The following is a 14,724-nucleotide window of genomic DNA, read 5'->3' as shown; positions in this document are numbered from 1 at the left end:
CTTGTGGGCCGGCCGTCTTCCGGGATTGTCGCCAGGCCACCACGAGCGATGGCGCGGGGACGCGTCCATGCTTGCTGGTTTTAATCAATGATGAAGGACTGGCTCAGAAAACATCCGCAGGTCCGCACGATTCGTGTGGCTGCGGCTGATCTCAACGGGCAGGCGCGCGGTAAGCGCGTTCCGGCGCGCTTCGCCGATAATGTGGTGAAAAGCGGCGTTCGTTTCCCCTATTCCGTCTTGAACCTCGACATCTGGGGGGAAGATATCGACGACAGCCCGCTGGTGTTTGAAGAGGGCGACCAGGACGGCACCCTGCGCCCGACCGAGCGTGGTTTCATGCCGATGCCCTGGCTGGAAAGCCCTTCGGCTTTGCTGCCGATCTGGATGTACCGCGAAAACGGCAAACCCTATGAGGGCGATCCGCGCCATGCTTTGCGCGCAGTGGTCGACCGCTATAAGGCACGCGGCCTGACGCCGGTCTGCGCGATGGAGCTGGAGTTTTTCCTGATCGACGATTCCGGCAAGACGATGCAGGTGCCGCTTTCGCCCCGTTCCGGCAAACGCCGCAAGGCGGCCGAGGCGCTGTCGATCCGCGCGCTGGACGCGTTCGACGTCTTCTTCACCGATCTCTATGACGCCTGCGAGGCGATGGATATCCCGGCGGATACCACGACTTCGGAAACCGGGCTTGGCCAGTTCGAGGTCAATCTGATGCATTGCGACGACGCGCTGCGCGCCGCCGATGATGCCTGGTTCTTCAAGATGCTGGTCAAGGGCCTCGCGCGCCGTCACGGCTTTGCTGCATCGTTCATGGCAAAGCCCTATGCCGATTATTCGGGCTCGGGTCTGCATACGCATTTCTCGGTGCTGGACCAGAAGGGCGATAATATCTTCGATTCCGGTGGCCCCAAAGGCACTGCCGTCCTGCGCCATGCCGTGGCCGGTTGTCTTGAGGCGATGCATGATTCGACCCTGCTTTTTGCCCCCCATGCCAACAGCTTCGACCGGCTGGTGCCCGATGCCCATGCCCCTACCGCAATCTGCTGGGGTTATGAGAACCGCACCGCTGCGATCCGTATTCCCTCGGGCAATCCGGCGGCGCGGCGGATCGAGCATCGCGTGGCGGGGGGGGATGTGAACCCCTATCTGATGCTTGCGGCCATCCTTGGCGCGGCGCTTTCGGGCATCGAAGACGGCAAGGAACCCGTCGCGCCGATCAGCGGCAATTCCTATGCGCTTGACCTGCCGCAGATCCCGACCACCTGGCAGGGTGCCATCGACGCTTTTGAATTCTCGCCGCATGTGGCGCGCTTCCTGCCGCCCGAGCTGATCGCCAATATGGTCATGACCAAGCGCCAGGAGCTGCATTACACCGCCGAGCTTTCGCCCGAGGAACTGGTCGAACTTTATCTCGATACCGTATGATCTGAACCGCGATACAGTCCGGCCCCCCTTGACCAGAGGCGGGGCCGCACCCACCATCCTAATGACCGCAACTTCGTGACCCAGAGCGCCCCAATGATCATCGGCATCCTGCAAACCGGGGCCTCCCCCGACGCCCTCAAACCCAGCATGGGCGACTATCCCGATTTCTTCGAACGCCTGCTCGCGGATCGCGGGCTGGAATTCCGCCGCTTCACCGTGATGGAGATGGATTTCCCCGCTTCCGTCCATGACTGTGACGGCTGGCTGATCACCGGCTCGCGCTTCGGTGCCTATGAGGATCACCCGTTCATCAAACCGCTCGAGGCCTTTATCCGCGAGGCCTATGCCGAACATGTGCCGGTCGTCGGCATCTGTTTCGGCCATCAGATCATCGCCCAGGCGATGGGCGGCCGCGTCGAGAAATACAAAGGCGGCTGGTCGGTCGGCCCGACCGATTACCATTTCGGGTCCGGCCCTGAGGCGGAGACGATCACGCTGAACGCCTGGCATCAGGATCAGGTGGTGGAAAAGCCCGAAATGGCCGAGGTCATCGCCTCGACCGATTTCTGCTCCAATGCCGGGCTTTTATATGATGACCGCATGTTCACCGTGCAGCCGCATCCGGAATTCAGGAAAGAGTTCATCGAAGGTCTGATCAAGTACCGCGGCCCGGGGCTGGTGCCCCAGGAGACGCTGGATGCCGCGACCGAGAAGATCGACGCCCCCCTTGGCACGACGAAAATGGCGGAAAGGATCGCGGATTTCTTTCTCTCTCACCAGACAAGGGCCGCTCAGCGCCGCGCATGAAGCGCAGGCCGGGGCCCCAAACCAGAGTGTGAAACATGTCCAACTGGACGGAAAAACTGCCCAAGGCAGCACGGGACTATATCGGCAAGCGTCGCGTCGATGAGGTGGAATGCGTGATCGGCGATATTGCCGGCGTGGCACGCGGCAAGGCGATGCCTGCCGCGAAATTCGCAAAACAAACCAATTACTTCCTGCCCAATTCTATCTTCCTGCAGACCATCACCGGTGAATGGGCCGACAGCCCGTTTGATGCCTTCACCGAGCCGGATATGATCCTTGAGCCCGACTGGTCCACCGCGACCGCCGCGCCCTGGACCGCCGATATCACGCTCCAGGTGATCCATGATGCGAAAGATCAGCAGGGCAATCTGGTGCCATTCTCGCCGCGCAATGTGCTGCGCCGCATCGTGGGTCTTTACGAGGCCCAGGGCTGGCGGCCGGTCGTCGCGCCCGAGATGGAATTCTTCCTGACCGCGCGCAATATCGATCCTAATATGCCGGTGATCCCGCCCATGGGCCGCACCGGGCGGCGTGCCGCCGGGAAACAGGCCTACAGCCTTTCCGCCATCGACGAATATGGCAAGGTGATCGATGATATCTATGATTTCGCCGAAGCCCAGGGCCTTGAAATCGACGGTATCTTGCAGGAAGGCGGCGCCGGGCAGATCGAACTGAACCTGGCGCATGGCGACCCGATTGAACTGTCGGACCATGTGTTCTTCTTCAAACGCCTGATCCGTGAAGCTGCCTTGCGCCATGATTGTTTTGCGACCTTCATGGCCAAGCCCATCGCGGGTGAGCCGGGATCTGCCATGCATATCCACACTTCGGTCGTGGATGTGAAAACCGGCAAGAACATTTTCTCCGCCGCCAAAGGCGCCGAGACGCCGGAATTCAACCATTTCATCGCCGGAATGCAGAACCATATGGGGGCGGCGATCGCGCTGATGGCGCCCTATGTGAACTCCTACCGCCGTTACGTCCCGGATTTCGCGGCGCCGATCAATCTGGAATGGGGTCGCGACAACCGCACCACCGGGCTGCGCGTCCCGATTTCGGGCCCCGCCGCGCGCAGGATCGAAAACCGCCTGCCGGGGATGGATTGCAACCCCTATCTCGGCATCGCGGCGACTTTGGCCTGCGGCTATCTCGGCCTGATGGAGAAGAAAGCCGCGCGCCCGGAATTCACCGGATCGGCCTATATCGATTCGGATGAGATCCCGGTCAACCTCGGCGATGCACTGGATCTTCTGGATGAGGACGTGGCGCTGAAAGACGTGATGGGCGTCGATTTCGTCAGATGTTACGATTCGGTGAAACGCAACGAATACAAAGAGTTCCTCCAGGTCATCAGCCCGTGGGAGCGTGAGCATCTGCTCCTGAACGTGTGATGGCGGTCAATCTTCTGCACGCAAATGACCGGCAAGGGCACTATCCCGACAGCTGGTATGCGGCGACCCGTGTCGCACTTGCGCCCTTCCCGCGCGCCACGGGCGAAATCCGTGCCGATGTCTGCGTGGTGGGGGCCGGTTATACCGGCCTCTCAAGCGCGCTGCATCTGGCGCAAAAGGGGCTGAAGGTCGTGGTGCTCGAAGCGCATCGCGTCGGTTTTGGTGCCTCGGGCAGGAATGGCGGCCAGGTCGGCTCCGGGCAGCGTCAGGACCAGGACTGGCTGGAGAAGGTCGCCGGGCGTGAAAATGCACGGCGCCTCTGGGATATGGCGCAGGACGCCAAGGCGCTTGTGCGTGACCTGGCATCAGAAATGGAGGGGGTCGCCTACCGCCCCGGCATCGCCCATGCCTGCTGGCATGAGAGCGAAGTTGATCACGCGCAGCGTTACGCCGAAAAGCTTGCCCGGGATTACGATTACCATGAGGTCAAGCCGCTCGACCGCGAGGGCCTGCGCGCGCTTGTGGGGTCTGAGGCGTTCAAAGGCGGCGATATCGACCGCGGGGCCGGCCATATCCATGCGCTGAATTTCGTGATCGGCCTCGCAAAGCTGGCAGTGGCCGCCGGGGTGCAGATTTTCGAGGAAAGCGAAGTCACCAGGCTGATCTATGGCGATAAGCCGGTCGCCGAAACGGCCCAGGCCCGCGTCACTTGTGACCACATGGTGCTGGCGGTGAATGGCTATGTCGGCAGCCTGGAAAAGACCATCGCGGCGCGGGTGATGCCGATCAACAATTTCGTTGTGGCAACCGAGCCGCTGGGCGCGCGCGCGCGCGAGGTCCTGGCCGAGCCCATTGCGGTGCATGACACCAAATTCGTGGTAAATTACTGGCGCCTGTCAGAAGATGACCGGCTGATCTTTGGCGGTGCAGAAAGCTACGGCTACCGTTTCCCGGATGTGGCGAAGGTGGTCCGCAAACCGCTTTTGGAGATCTATCCGCAGCTTGCAGACACGAAGATCGACTACGCCTGGGGCGGCACGCTGGCGATCACCGTCAACAGGATGCCGTGCTTCGCGCGACCGGCGAAAAATGTGCTCTCGGCCTCGGGCTATTCCGGCCATGGCGTCGCGCTGGCAACACTTGCCGGCAAGATGATTGCCGAAGCGGTTTCCGGCGAGGCCTCCGGGCAGGCGGGGGGAAAGACAGGGGGCGGCTTTGATCTGCTGGCAGACCTGCCGCATCGTCGCTTTCCGGGCGGCCAGGCCCTGCGCTGGCCCCTGCTGGTCACCGCCATGACCTGGTTCTCGCTGCGCGACCGGCTGGGCTGGTGACAATGTGCCCTGCGCGCTGCAGGGGCTGGTGGGCATAAGAATGACAACGGGCGGAGGCATGATGGCCCCTGCCCGTTTTCCGTTCAGAGCCGTCTACGGCGCCCGGATCCTTACTGGTCCTGGATCATCGCATAGATCTGATCTTTGATGCGCGAGCGCGACCGGCGCAGCGCGTCCTCATGGTCTTCCGACACGGTGTCGATCCGCGTCTCGGCGCGGTGAACCTGATCATTCACCGTGTCATACTCCTCAAGCAGCTTCGCGAAACGGGGATTCGAGACTTTCAGCTCGGTGATGCGCGCCTCTTTGCCCGGAAATTCCTCTTGCAGCGTATGCGGTGTGTTCGACATCGGCAGTCTCCTTCTTCCGTGTTGAGAAGAGGTTAAAACATATGCCATCACACCACTTTGACGCTGATCAAATAAGTAAAATTCAGCGTTGGCTGGTCGCCCAGGCGGGATTTATCCAGGGCTCGTTGTTCAGCGCCGGCAAGGGCTGACGGCCCAGGATATGATCGGCGGCCTTTTCACCGGTCATGATCGAGGGACCGTTGAGATTGCCATTGGTCACCTGGGGAAAGATCGAGCTGTCGGCAAGGCGCAGCCCCTCGACCCCGATCACCCGGCATTCCGGGTCGACGACCGCCATAGGGTCATCTCGCCGCCCCATCCGGGCGGTGCCGCAGGGGTGATAGGCGCTTTCGGCATGTTCGCGGATAAAGGCGTCGATCTCGGCATCACTCCCGACACCCGGCCCCGGCTGAATTTCGGACTTCACATATTGCGCCATGGGGTCCTGCGCGAAAATCTCCCGCGTAAGCCGCACACAGGCGCGGAAATCGACCCAGTCATCGGGGTCCGACATGTAGTTGAAGCGGATCACCGGCGCATCTTCGGGACGTGCGGAACGCAGGGTGACCGAGCCGCGCGATTTCGACCGCATCGGCCCGACATGCACCTGGAATCCATGGCCGCCGGCTGCGGCCTTGCCGTCATAGCGCACGGCAATCGGCAGGAAATGGTACTGGATATCGGGATATTCGACGCCCGCGCGCGATCGGATAAAGCCGCAGGCCTCGAACTGGTTCGACGTGCCCGGGCCGCGCCCAAGGAACAGCCAGTTTGCACCGACCCAGGCTTTGCCGAACAGGTTCCAGTATTTATAAAGCGTAATCGGCTGCGTCGCCTGGAATTGCATATAGATCTCCATATGGTCCTGGAGATTGGCGCCCACACCCGGCCGGTCGGCCAGAACTTCGATCCCGTGTTCTTTCAGATGTGCCGCCGGGCCGATTCCGGACAGCATCAGGAGCTTTGGCGAATTGAGCGATGAGGCCGCAAGGATCACCTCCGAACCCGCGCGGATCACCTGACGCCCGGCCTTTGTATCGACCTCGACGCCCACCGCGCGGCCATTCTCGATCACCACCTTACGGGCGAGGCCGCGGATAACCTGCAGATTTCCGGTCTTCAGCGCCGGTTTCAGATAGGCATTGGCCGCCGACCAGCGCCGGCCTTTCCAGATCGTCGCCTCCATCGGGCCAAAGCCCTCCTGCTGGCGACCGTTATAATCCTGGGTCACCGGATAGCCGGCCGCCGCCCCGGCCTCGATAAAAGCGTCGAACAGCGGATTGTCACGCGGACCCCGGGTGATGTGCAGCGGGCCATCGGTGCCGCGCCATTCCGGCCCCTCGCCGCCATGGGAATGTTCCATCCGTTTGAAATACGGGAGCACATCTGCATAAGACCAGCCATCCGCGCCCATCGCCGCCCAGGTGTCGTAATCTCTGGCATGGCCGCGCACATAGACCATGCCGTTGATCGAGGAAGAGCCCCCGATCACCTTGCCGCGCGGGGTCGCCAGAACGCGCCCACCCAGATGCGGCTCGGGTTCGGATTTCAGGCCCCAGTCGTATATGCCCATATTCATCGGGTAAGAGAGCGCACCCGGCATCTGGATGAACGGCCCGAAATCCGATCCGCCATGTTCGATCACCGTCACACGCTTGCCGGCTTCGGTCAGGCGGTACGCCATGGCGCAACCCGCTGACCCCGCCCCCACGATGACATAATCCGCGACCATGTTCTTCCCTCCGGCCGGGCAAGCCCTCTCCGCCTGCCGGAACGGGGTCCGACAGCCGGGCCAGGCGCCCTCTGTTTCATCGTTTCCGGGATCTGCGACCCGGCGCTTGTTCCGCTCAGTAAGGCGCGTCGACCGGGCCGAGCCCCAGATAGACCGACTTTACCTGAGAATAATGTTCGACAGCCGCATGGCCGTTTTCGCGGCCGACACCCGACAGTTTCGACCCGCCAAAAGGCGCCTCTACCGGCGTCAGGTTATAGGCGTTGATCCAGCAGGTGCCGGCCTCAAGTTCTGCAATCACGCGATGCGCGCGGGCGATATCTTTGGTAAAGACCCCTGCCGCGAGGCCGAATTCGGTCGCATTGGCGCGGGCGATCACCTCGTCCTCGGTCTCGAAATCAAGAACCGCCATCACCGGGCCGAAGACCTCTTCGCGCGCGATCTCCATCTGATCAGTGACATCGGCAAAGACCGTCGGCTCAACAAACCAGCCATCATTCGAGGCACCGCGCCCGCCACCTGTGACCAGCCGCGCACCTTCGGATTTTGCCCTTGCGATAAAGCCCGTGACTTTCTCCAGCTGGGCCTGCGAAACCAGCGGCCCCATCTGGGTGTCGTCATCCTGCGGATCACCCATACGGATCAGCCGGGAACGCTCCTCCAGACGCGCGAGGAAGCGGTCTTTCAGCCCCTTTTGCACGAAAACCCTTGTGCCATTGGAACAGACCTGCCCCGCCGAATAGAAATTGGCGAGCATCGCCGCGCCGACCGCATCCTCAAGGTCTGCGTCGTCAAAAATGATCAGGGGCGATTTGCCGCCAAGCTCCATCGTGACGTGACGCAGCCCTTCGGCGGCTTTGGCATAGACCTTTTGCCCGGTCGGAACCGAGCCGGTCAGCGAGACCTTGGCCACGCGGCTGTCAGAGATCAGGCTGGCGCCGACCGCGCCCCTGCCCTGCAGCACGTTGAAAAGCCCCGCCGGAAGACCTGCCTCGATATAGATTTCCGCCAGTTTCAACGCGCCAAGCGGCGTGACTTCGGACGGTTTGAACACCATTGCATTGCCCATCGCCAGGGCCGGGGCCGATTTCCAGCAGGCGATCTGACTGGGGTAATTCCAGGCGCCGATACCGACGCAGACGCCCAGAGGCTCGCGGATCGTATAGACCATGTCCTGGCCCAGCGGGATCGTCTCGCCCGTCACGGTGGGCGCGAGGCCTGCAAAATATTCCAGCGCATCGGCGCCCGAAGGCCAGTCAGCGACCCGCGTTTCCTGGATCGGCTTGCCGGTATCGAGGGTCTCAAGCTGCGCCAGTTCCTCGCCGCGCTCGCGGATGATCGCGGCCGCGCGGGTCAGCACCCGGGCGCGTTCGACCGGGCGCATGCGGCGCCATGCCTTCTGTGCGCGCGCGGCAGATGCCACCGCCTGTTCGACCAGAGCGGGCGTTGCCTCATGCAAAAGCGCGATCACCTCGCCGGTGCCGGGATAGATCACCTGGATCTCTGCGCCTGCCATATCCTCGACATATGCGCCGCCGATGAAATGGCTGGCTTTCGGTTGCGCCTTCATGCCCTGTCTTTCCTTCCAAGTTCCGCATCCAGATAGGCCAGCGCCATCCGCGCCGCCCTCGCCCCATCCGGCGTGCCCTTTTTCAGGACCTCGCGCAGATAGAGCCCGTCAATCATCGCGCCAAGCGCCTCGGCCAGTTCGCCGGCCCGGCTCCCCGCCAGCCCGCGCAGCGGCGCCAGCAGATTCGACCTGAGCCGCCCCTGATAAATCGCCAGCAAACGCCGTGCGCCGTCAGATGTCTGGGCCAGAACCCAGAAATTCAGCCAGGCCCCGACCACCTCGCGGCGAAAATTTCCAGGACTGAAAGAGGCCCGCAAAATCGCCCTGACCCGTGCCTCGTCGCCCTCGGCCACCGCCAGCGCGCCGCGCACCTCGGCACCGTAAAGCGACAGGATATGACGCATCGCCGCGAGGAAGATTTCTTCTTTGGACCCAAAGTAATGATGCGCCAGCGCCGAAGACATGCCAGCCCGCTTCGCGATCTGACTGACCGTCACATCCAGCGAGCCGGTGCGCCCGATCTCGACAATGGTGGCTTTGATCAGCGCATCCTTTCGGATAGGCTCCATTCCAAGCTTCGGCATCCGCCCATATCCAACAAAACTCTTGCCATATGGGAAAAGCATGAAGTTTATTGACTCGTCAATCAACAATAACTTTTAAATGACACCACCTGACAGACCGGCCGACAGACTGGCCCGCAAACTGTCCAACAGACCGGGAGCCGAAATGACCCTGCGTTCCATATTCCTCGCCAGTGCCGCAACCCTCACCCTTTCCGGTGCCGCCCAGGCGTCGGGCTGCGACAAGATCGTTTTCTCGGATGTCGGCTGGACCGATATCACCGCAACCACCGCCGCCACGACCGAAGTGCTCAAAGCGCTCGGCTATGAGACCGAGGTCAAGATCCTCTCGGTCCCGGTCACCTATGCCGGCCTCGCCGAGGGCGATATTGATGTCTTCCTCGGCAACTGGATGCCGACAATGGAGGGCGATATCGCCTCCTACCGCGAGGCGGGCACCGTCGACACCGTGCGCACCAACCTCACCGGCGCGAAATACACCCTTGCGACCAATGAGGCCGGGGCGGCTGCGGGGATCTCGGATTTCTCGAATATCAAAGACCAGGCCGATGCGCTGGAAAGCAAGATCTACGGGATCGAGGCCGGCAATGACGGCAACCGCCTGATCCTCGACATGATCGGCGCCGACCAGTTTGGCCTTGGCAAGTTCGATATCGTCGAAAGCTCGGAACAGGGCATGCTGGCCCAGGTGGAGCGCAACAGCGCGGCCAGCAAACCGATCGTCTTCCTCGCCTGGGAGCCGCATCCGATGAACTCGAACTTCAAACTGACCTATCTCTCGGGCGGTGATGATGTCTTCGGCCCGGATTTCGGCGGCGCTATCGTCAACACCAATACCCGTAAGGGCTATGTCGCTGAATGCCCCAATACCGGCAAGTTCCTCGAAAACCTGGAATTCTCGCTGGCGATGGAAAATGAGATCATGGGCGCGATCCTCAATGACAGCGCCGATCCGAATGAGGCGGCGAAAGCCTGGCTCAAAGCCAACCCCGACGCATGGAAGCCCTGGCTTGCCGGCGTGACCACCAAAGACGGCGGTGACGCAGTGGGGGCGGTCGAGGCCGGCCTGAACTGATGCAGCCAAGGGGCCGGGCTGCGCGCCCGGCCCTGCCCAACCGGCCCCCTGCCGCACCGGCAAACCCGGCCGGGGCCGGCCCCTGACACCGCAGCCGGAGAGGGTCGCCTCAGGCGCACGCGCCGCCGCCCCCTGCTCCGGCCGCCCGGTTTCCTCCCTGGACAGGCAGCAATGGACTCATTCTTCGCCTCGGTTCTCGCCTTTTTCGGCTATGAGAAGATCGCAAAAATCCCCATCGGCGCCCTGGCGAAGACAGTGGTGGACTGGCTCAAGCTGAATCTCAGTTGGCTGTTCGACGCCATCAGTGACGCGCTGAGCTGGCTGATCAACAGCACGCTTGATGTGCTGCAATATCCGCATGCCCTGGTGGTGGTGGCGGCCTTCATGGCGCTGACCTGGTGGCGGCAAAGATCCTGGCAGCTTTGCCTGCTGGTCCTTTTTGGCTTTCTGTTCATCCTGAACCAGGGATATTGGAGGGAAACCACGCAAACCCTTGTTTTGTTGTTCTATTCCTGCATCACCTGCATGGCCATCGGCGTTCCCATCGGCATTGCCTGCGCGCATCGCCCAAAGCTCTATGCCGCGCTTTCGCCGGTGCTTGACCTGATGCAGACCCTGCCGACCTTCGTCTATCTGATCCCGGCGGTGGTGTTCTTCGGCCTTGGCATGGTGCCCGGGCTTCTGGCCACGGTCGTCTTCGTGCTGCCGGCCCCGATCCGGCTGACCTATCTTGGCGTCTCCTCGACCCCCCTCGCCCTGACCGAAGCGGCCACCGCCTTCGGCGCGACACCGCGCCAGAAGCTGCTCAAGGTCGAACTGCCCTGGGCGTTGCCGCAGATCATGGTGGGGCTCAATCAGACCATCATGCTGTCTTTGTCGATGGTGGTGATCGCGGCCATGGTCGGTGCCAATGGGCTTGGCATCCCGGTGGTGCGTGCCTTGCAGCAGGGCAATACCGCGCTCGGCTTTGAATCGGGGCTGATCATCGTGGTGGTCGCCGTCATGCTGGACCGTATGCTGCGGGTGAGACGCAAATGACCAGAAAAGCTGTAGAATTCGACCGCGTCTCCATCGTGTTCGGCGACCGTCCGGACCGCGCCTTGCCGCTGATGGACGAGGGCCTGTCGCGGGCCGAGATCCAGACCCGCACCGGCCAGGTGCTGGGGGTGCATGACTGCAGCCTGAGTGTGGCCGAGGGCGAGATCCTCGTGCTGATGGGCCTTTCGGGCTCGGGCAAATCAACGCTGCTCCGCGGCGTCAATGCGCTCAATCCGGTGGTGCGCGGCGAGGTGCGGGTCCATGATGGCAATCAGATGGTCTCGGTCACCAAAGCCAGCGCCGAAGGGCTGCGCGGCTTGCGTGCCAACCGTATCGCCATGGTCTTCCAGCAATTCGGCCTGCTGCCCTGGCGCAGCGTGCGCGACAATGTGGGCCTCGGCCTCGAACTTGCCGGGATCAGCCCGTCCGAGCGCCGCGACCGCGTCGACCGCCAGCTGGCCCTGGTCAATCTCAGCCAATGGGCCGACCGCAAGGTCGGAGAGCTTTCGGGCGGCATGCAGCAGCGCGTCGGCCTCGCCCGTGCCTTCGTCACCGATGCCCCGATCCTTCTGATGGACGAGCCCTTCTCCGCCCTCGACCCGCTGATCCGCGCCCATCTCCAGGACGAGCTCCTCGATCTCCAGGCAAGGCTGAAACGCACGATCATTTTCGTCAGCCATGACCTTGATGAGGCGTTCAAACTCGGCAACCGCATCGCTTTGATGGAGGGCGGACGCATCGTGCAATGTGGCACCGCGCGCGAGATCATCGCAAACCCGGTCTCGGATTACGTCGCCGATTTCGTGGCCCATATGAACCCACTGGGCGTGCTGACCGCGCGAGATGTGATGGAGCCGGGCACCTCGCTCCCCGCCGGTCGCGAGATCCATCCCGAAATGCCGGTGCGCGATGTGATGGAGGCGATCACCTCCGGCACCGAAACCCTCGCCGTGATCGAGAATGGCGCGCGCCTCGGCACGATCCGCGCCAATGCGCTTCTTAGTAAACTGCTCAACCCGCGCGGCTGACCCTGCCCCGCGCTGCCTTTCCTCCTGACAAAAAATACGCCCGCCAGAGGCATCCAGCCGCAGCCAGAGCAAAGAAGAAGGGGCCCGCCGTTCCACCGGCAGGCCCTTCCCTCATTTCACCCTGACAAACCTATTCAGGCCTAAGGCAAAGCGCGCCCTCACCCAAGCGCGTAGCCCGCGCCGCGCACCGTCCTGACCGGATCATCGCCGCCGAACTGCATCAGCGATTTGCGCAGACGCCCGACATGGACATCCACCGTCCGCGTGTCGACATAGATGTCGCGACCCCAGACGCGGTCCAGAAGCTGCTCGCGCGACCAGACCCGGCCCGGTTTTTCCATCAGCGTGGTCAGGAGACGGAACTCGGTCGGCCCGAGCTTCAGCACCTTGTCCGAACGGTAGACCCGGTGCGTTTCCGGATCGAGCCGGATATCGCCATATTCCAGCACCACGCCAGCGGTTGAAGGCCTCACCCGGCGCAGCTGGGCGCGGGTGCGGGCCATCAGTTCCAGCACCGAATAGGGCTTGATGACATAATCATCCGCCCCGGTCTCAAGGCCCCGGATCCGGTCCACCTCTTCGGCGCGGGCCGAGAGCATGATGATCGGGGTCGACCGGGTCTCGGGCCGCATCTTCAGCCGTCGGCACACTTCGATGCCGGAAAGCTTGGGCATCATCCAGTCGAGGATGATGATATCGGGCGCCTCTTCCTCGACAAGGATCAGGGCATCCTCGCCATTATCCGCCGGAACCACCCGGAAGCCTTCGGCGTCGAGGTTATAGGCGAGAACCTCCCGCTGCGCGGGTTCGTCCTCGACCAGAAGCACGGTCGGTCTGCCGTCCTGTGCCATTTGCTACTCCTTCCGTTCCGCGTGGCTCACACCGATTCGGATACGGCATCATGTTTCGGACGGTCGTCAGAGGGCAGCTCGCCCTCGACCAGATAAATCACCTGCTCAGCGATGCCGGTGGCGTGATCGCCAACGCGCTCGATGTTCTTCGCGATGAAGTGCAGATGCATGCAGGCAGTGATGGTGCGCGGATCTTCCAGCATATAGGTCAGGAGCTGGCGGAAGAGACCGGAATACATCTGGTCGATTTCCTGATCGCGGGCGCGGATTTCGCGCGCGCGCACTGCGTCGCGGGCGATATAGGCGTCCAGCGCATCCGACATCTGCTGCACCACAAGCTTCGCCATCCGCCGCACGGTGCCGGTGGCGGTGCCCACAGGCGCCATGCCCATCAGAACGAGGCTGCGTTTCGCAAGGTTCTTCGCGTAATCGCCCGAGCGTTCCAGCGCGGTGGAAAGCCGCATCACAGTCAGGACGGTGCGCAGATCCGAGGCTGCCGGGGCGCGCTGTGCGATGATCCTGGCACATTCGGTCTGGATCAGCTCTTCCAGCCCGTCGATTGCGCGGTCGCCCTGGCGCACCTTTTCCGCCAGCGCCTCATCGCGCAGTTCCAGCGCTTCGGCCGCATCGAGAAGCGCCTTCTCGACCAGGCCGCCCATCTTCATCACCTGGGCCTGGACACCTTCCAGATCGCGATCGAAGGAAGAAACAATGTGACTGTCTTGCATGGTCTCTTCTCCCCTCAGCCGATGCGGCCGGTGATATAGGATTCAGTGCGCGGATCTTTCGGGTTGGTGAAGATCTGCGAGGTCTCGCCATATTCCACCAGGTTGCCGAGATGGAAGAAAGCGGTCTTCTGGCTGACGCGGGCGGCCTGCTGCATCGAATGGGTGACGATCACCACCGAGAAATTCGAGCGCAGATCGTCGATCAGCTCTTCGACCTGTGCGGTCGCAATCGGGTCAAGCGCCGAGCAGGGTTCGTCCATCAGCAGCACTTCCGGCGAGGTCGCCACGGCGCGTGCGATGCACAGACGCTGTTGCTGCCCCCCCGAAAGCCCGGTGCCCGGCGCGTGCAGACGGTCTTTTACCTCATTCCACAAAGCGGCCTTCCGGAGGCTCGATTCCACAACCCCGTCCAGCTCGGCCTTTGACCGGACCAGACCATGGATGCGCGGGCCATAAGCCACATTGTCATAGATCGATTTCGGGAAGGGGTTCGGTTTCTGGAACACCATGCCGACCTTGGCGCGCAGCTGCACCGGGTCGACCCGCTTGTCGTAGATATTCTCGCCATCAAGCAGGATCTCGCCCTGGACCTTGCAGATCGGGATCGTGTCATTCATCCGGTTCAGCGTGCGCAGGAAGGTCGATTTCCCGCAGCCCGAAGGCCCGATAAAGGCGGTGACGGCTTTGTCGGGGATATCGACCGAGACGTCTTTGATGGCCTGGCTCTCGCCGTAATACACCTGCACGGCGCTGGCCTTGATCCGGATGCCGTTGGTCTCAACGGTGCGATCAGCAATACGCATATCATTCATGT

At 62.4% G+C, this 14,724-nt stretch carries 14 protein-coding genes; 7 read left to right on the top strand and 7 right to left on the bottom strand.

Annotated features, from left to right (window positions below; genetic code table 11):
- The first annotated feature begins 90 nt into the window (after window positions 1-90).
- The 4 genes from AC4FS3_RS13690 to AC4FS3_RS13675 all read left to right on the top strand — a co-directional run bounded on the left by AC4FS3_RS13690 (window position 91) and on the right by AC4FS3_RS13675 (window position 4,954).
- Complete coding sequence (locus tag AC4FS3_RS13690) at window positions 91-1,425, top strand: glutamine synthetase family protein (RefSeq protein WP_491021105.1); 1,335 nt, start codon at window positions 91-93, stop codon at window positions 1,423-1,425.
- Window positions 1,426-1,518: 93 nt separating this feature from the next.
- Entirely contained in the window at window positions 1,519-2,232 is a 714-nt protein-coding gene (locus AC4FS3_RS13685; RefSeq protein ID WP_491021031.1) for a type 1 glutamine amidotransferase, read from the top strand.
- 35 nt (window positions 2,233-2,267) lie between these two features.
- Window positions 2,268-3,623 (top strand): glutamine synthetase family protein, encoded by a 1,356-nt coding sequence (locus AC4FS3_RS13680; RefSeq protein ID WP_491021030.1) that lies wholly within the window; start codon window positions 2,268-2,270, stop codon window positions 3,621-3,623.
- Window positions 3,623-4,954 (top strand): NAD(P)/FAD-dependent oxidoreductase, encoded by a 1,332-nt coding sequence (locus tag AC4FS3_RS13675; RefSeq protein ID WP_491021029.1) that lies wholly within the window; start codon window positions 3,623-3,625, stop codon window positions 4,952-4,954. Before AC4FS3_RS13680 ends, AC4FS3_RS13675 begins: the two co-directional genes overlap by 1 nt.
- Window positions 4,955-5,064: 110 nt before the next feature.
- Here the strand turns inward: AC4FS3_RS13675 and AC4FS3_RS13670 are convergent, their stop codons facing one another.
- From AC4FS3_RS13670 to betI, 4 genes are all read right to left on the bottom strand, one after another.
- Window positions 5,065-5,304, bottom strand: coding sequence for an HP1242/YdcH family protein (locus tag AC4FS3_RS13670; protein ID WP_198836351.1), 240 nt, complete (start codon window positions 5,302-5,304; stop codon window positions 5,065-5,067).
- 82 nt (window positions 5,305-5,386) lie between these two features.
- The gene (betA, locus tag AC4FS3_RS13665) at window positions 5,387-7,036 is read right to left on the bottom strand and encodes a choline dehydrogenase (protein WP_491021028.1); all 1,650 of its coding nucleotides are present in this window, start codon (window positions 7,034-7,036) and stop codon (window positions 5,387-5,389) included.
- A 115-nt stretch (window positions 7,037-7,151) separates the two neighbouring features.
- Entirely contained in the window at window positions 7,152-8,606 is a 1,455-nt protein-coding gene (gene betB / locus AC4FS3_RS13660) for a betaine-aldehyde dehydrogenase (RefSeq protein WP_491021027.1), read from the bottom strand.
- The gene (gene betI, locus AC4FS3_RS13655; RefSeq protein WP_283177796.1) at window positions 8,603-9,190 is read right to left on the bottom strand and encodes a choline-binding transcriptional repressor BetI; all 588 of its coding nucleotides are present in this window, start codon (window positions 9,188-9,190) and stop codon (window positions 8,603-8,605) included. The genes betB and betI overlap by 4 nt, the downstream gene beginning before the upstream one ends.
- Before the next feature lie 145 nt (window positions 9,191-9,335).
- Between betI and choX the strand changes: the two genes are divergently transcribed.
- The 3 genes from choX (at window position 9,336) to choV (ending at window position 12,331) form a co-directional block, all read left to right on the top strand.
- A complete protein-coding gene (gene choX, locus AC4FS3_RS13650) occupies window positions 9,336-10,265 on the top strand; it encodes a choline ABC transporter substrate-binding protein (protein WP_491021026.1) in 930 nt (309 codons plus the stop codon).
- Window positions 10,266-10,436: 171 nt separating this feature from the next.
- Entirely contained in the window at window positions 10,437-11,303 is an 867-nt protein-coding gene (choW, locus tag AC4FS3_RS13645; protein ID WP_491021025.1) for a choline ABC transporter permease subunit, read from the top strand.
- On the top strand, window positions 11,300-12,331 hold the full coding sequence (gene choV / locus AC4FS3_RS13640) for a choline ABC transporter ATP-binding protein (RefSeq protein ID WP_491021024.1): 1,032 nt from the start codon (window positions 11,300-11,302) through the stop codon (window positions 12,329-12,331). Before choW ends, choV begins: the two co-directional genes overlap by 4 nt.
- A 158-nt stretch (window positions 12,332-12,489) precedes the next feature.
- On the opposite strand, the gene phoB is transcribed toward choV, so the two are convergent.
- From phoB to pstB, 3 genes are read right to left on the bottom strand one after another with little or no spacing between them, the layout of a single operon-like run.
- Entirely contained in the window at window positions 12,490-13,182 is a 693-nt protein-coding gene (gene phoB / locus AC4FS3_RS13635) for a phosphate regulon transcriptional regulator PhoB (RefSeq protein ID WP_092897294.1), read from the bottom strand.
- A 26-nt stretch (window positions 13,183-13,208) separates the two neighbouring features.
- Complete coding sequence (phoU, locus tag AC4FS3_RS13630; protein ID WP_283177793.1) at window positions 13,209-13,910, bottom strand: phosphate signaling complex protein PhoU; 702 nt, start codon at window positions 13,908-13,910, stop codon at window positions 13,209-13,211.
- Window positions 13,911-13,924: 14 nt separating this feature from the next.
- Complete coding sequence (gene pstB / locus AC4FS3_RS13625; RefSeq protein WP_283178793.1) at window positions 13,925-14,722, bottom strand: phosphate ABC transporter ATP-binding protein PstB; 798 nt, start codon at window positions 14,720-14,722, stop codon at window positions 13,925-13,927.
- Between the last annotated feature and the right edge of the window lie 2 nt (window positions 14,723-14,724).

The organism is Pseudogemmobacter sp. TB195, assembly GCF_058313095.1.
The sequence above is the reverse complement of the archived record's forward strand: the minus strand, read 5'-3'. Positions and strand labels throughout refer to the sequence as shown.

Excerpts from the sequence above, each read along its gene's own strand:
- AC4FS3_RS13685 (WP_491021031.1), top strand. The coding sequence starts at position 1,519 with ATGATCATCGGCATCCTGCAAACCGGGGCCTCCCCCGACGCCCTCAAA.
- AC4FS3_RS13670 (WP_198836351.1), bottom strand. The coding sequence starts at position 5,304 with ATGTCGAACACACCGCATACGCTGCAAGAGGAATTTCCGGGCAAAGAG.
- AC4FS3_RS13680 (WP_491021030.1), top strand. The coding sequence starts at position 2,268 with ATGTCCAACTGGACGGAAAAACTGCCCAAGGCAGCACGGGACTATATC.
- AC4FS3_RS13675 (WP_491021029.1), top strand. The coding sequence starts at position 3,623 with ATGGCGGTCAATCTTCTGCACGCAAATGACCGGCAAGGGCACTATCCC.
- choW (WP_491021025.1), top strand. The coding sequence starts at position 10,437 with ATGGACTCATTCTTCGCCTCGGTTCTCGCCTTTTTCGGCTATGAGAAG.
- phoB (WP_092897294.1), bottom strand. The coding sequence starts at position 13,182 with ATGGCACAGGACGGCAGACCGACCGTGCTTCTGGTCGAGGACGAACCC.
- pstB (WP_283178793.1), bottom strand. The coding sequence starts at position 14,722 with ATGAATGATATGCGTATTGCTGATCGCACCGTTGAGACCAACGGCATC.
- betB (WP_491021027.1), bottom strand. The coding sequence starts at position 8,606 with ATGAAGGCGCAACCGAAAGCCAGCCATTTCATCGGCGGCGCATATGTC.
- choV (WP_491021024.1), top strand. The coding sequence starts at position 11,300 with ATGACCAGAAAAGCTGTAGAATTCGACCGCGTCTCCATCGTGTTCGGC.
- betI (WP_283177796.1), bottom strand. The coding sequence starts at position 9,190 with ATGCCGAAGCTTGGAATGGAGCCTATCCGAAAGGATGCGCTGATCAAA.
- AC4FS3_RS13690 (WP_491021105.1), top strand. The coding sequence starts at position 91 with ATGAAGGACTGGCTCAGAAAACATCCGCAGGTCCGCACGATTCGTGTG.
- choX (WP_491021026.1), top strand. The coding sequence starts at position 9,336 with ATGACCCTGCGTTCCATATTCCTCGCCAGTGCCGCAACCCTCACCCTT.
- betA (WP_491021028.1), bottom strand. The coding sequence starts at position 7,036 with ATGGTCGCGGATTATGTCATCGTGGGGGCGGGGTCAGCGGGTTGCGCC.
- phoU (WP_283177793.1), bottom strand. The coding sequence starts at position 13,910 with ATGCAAGACAGTCACATTGTTTCTTCCTTCGATCGCGATCTGGAAGGT.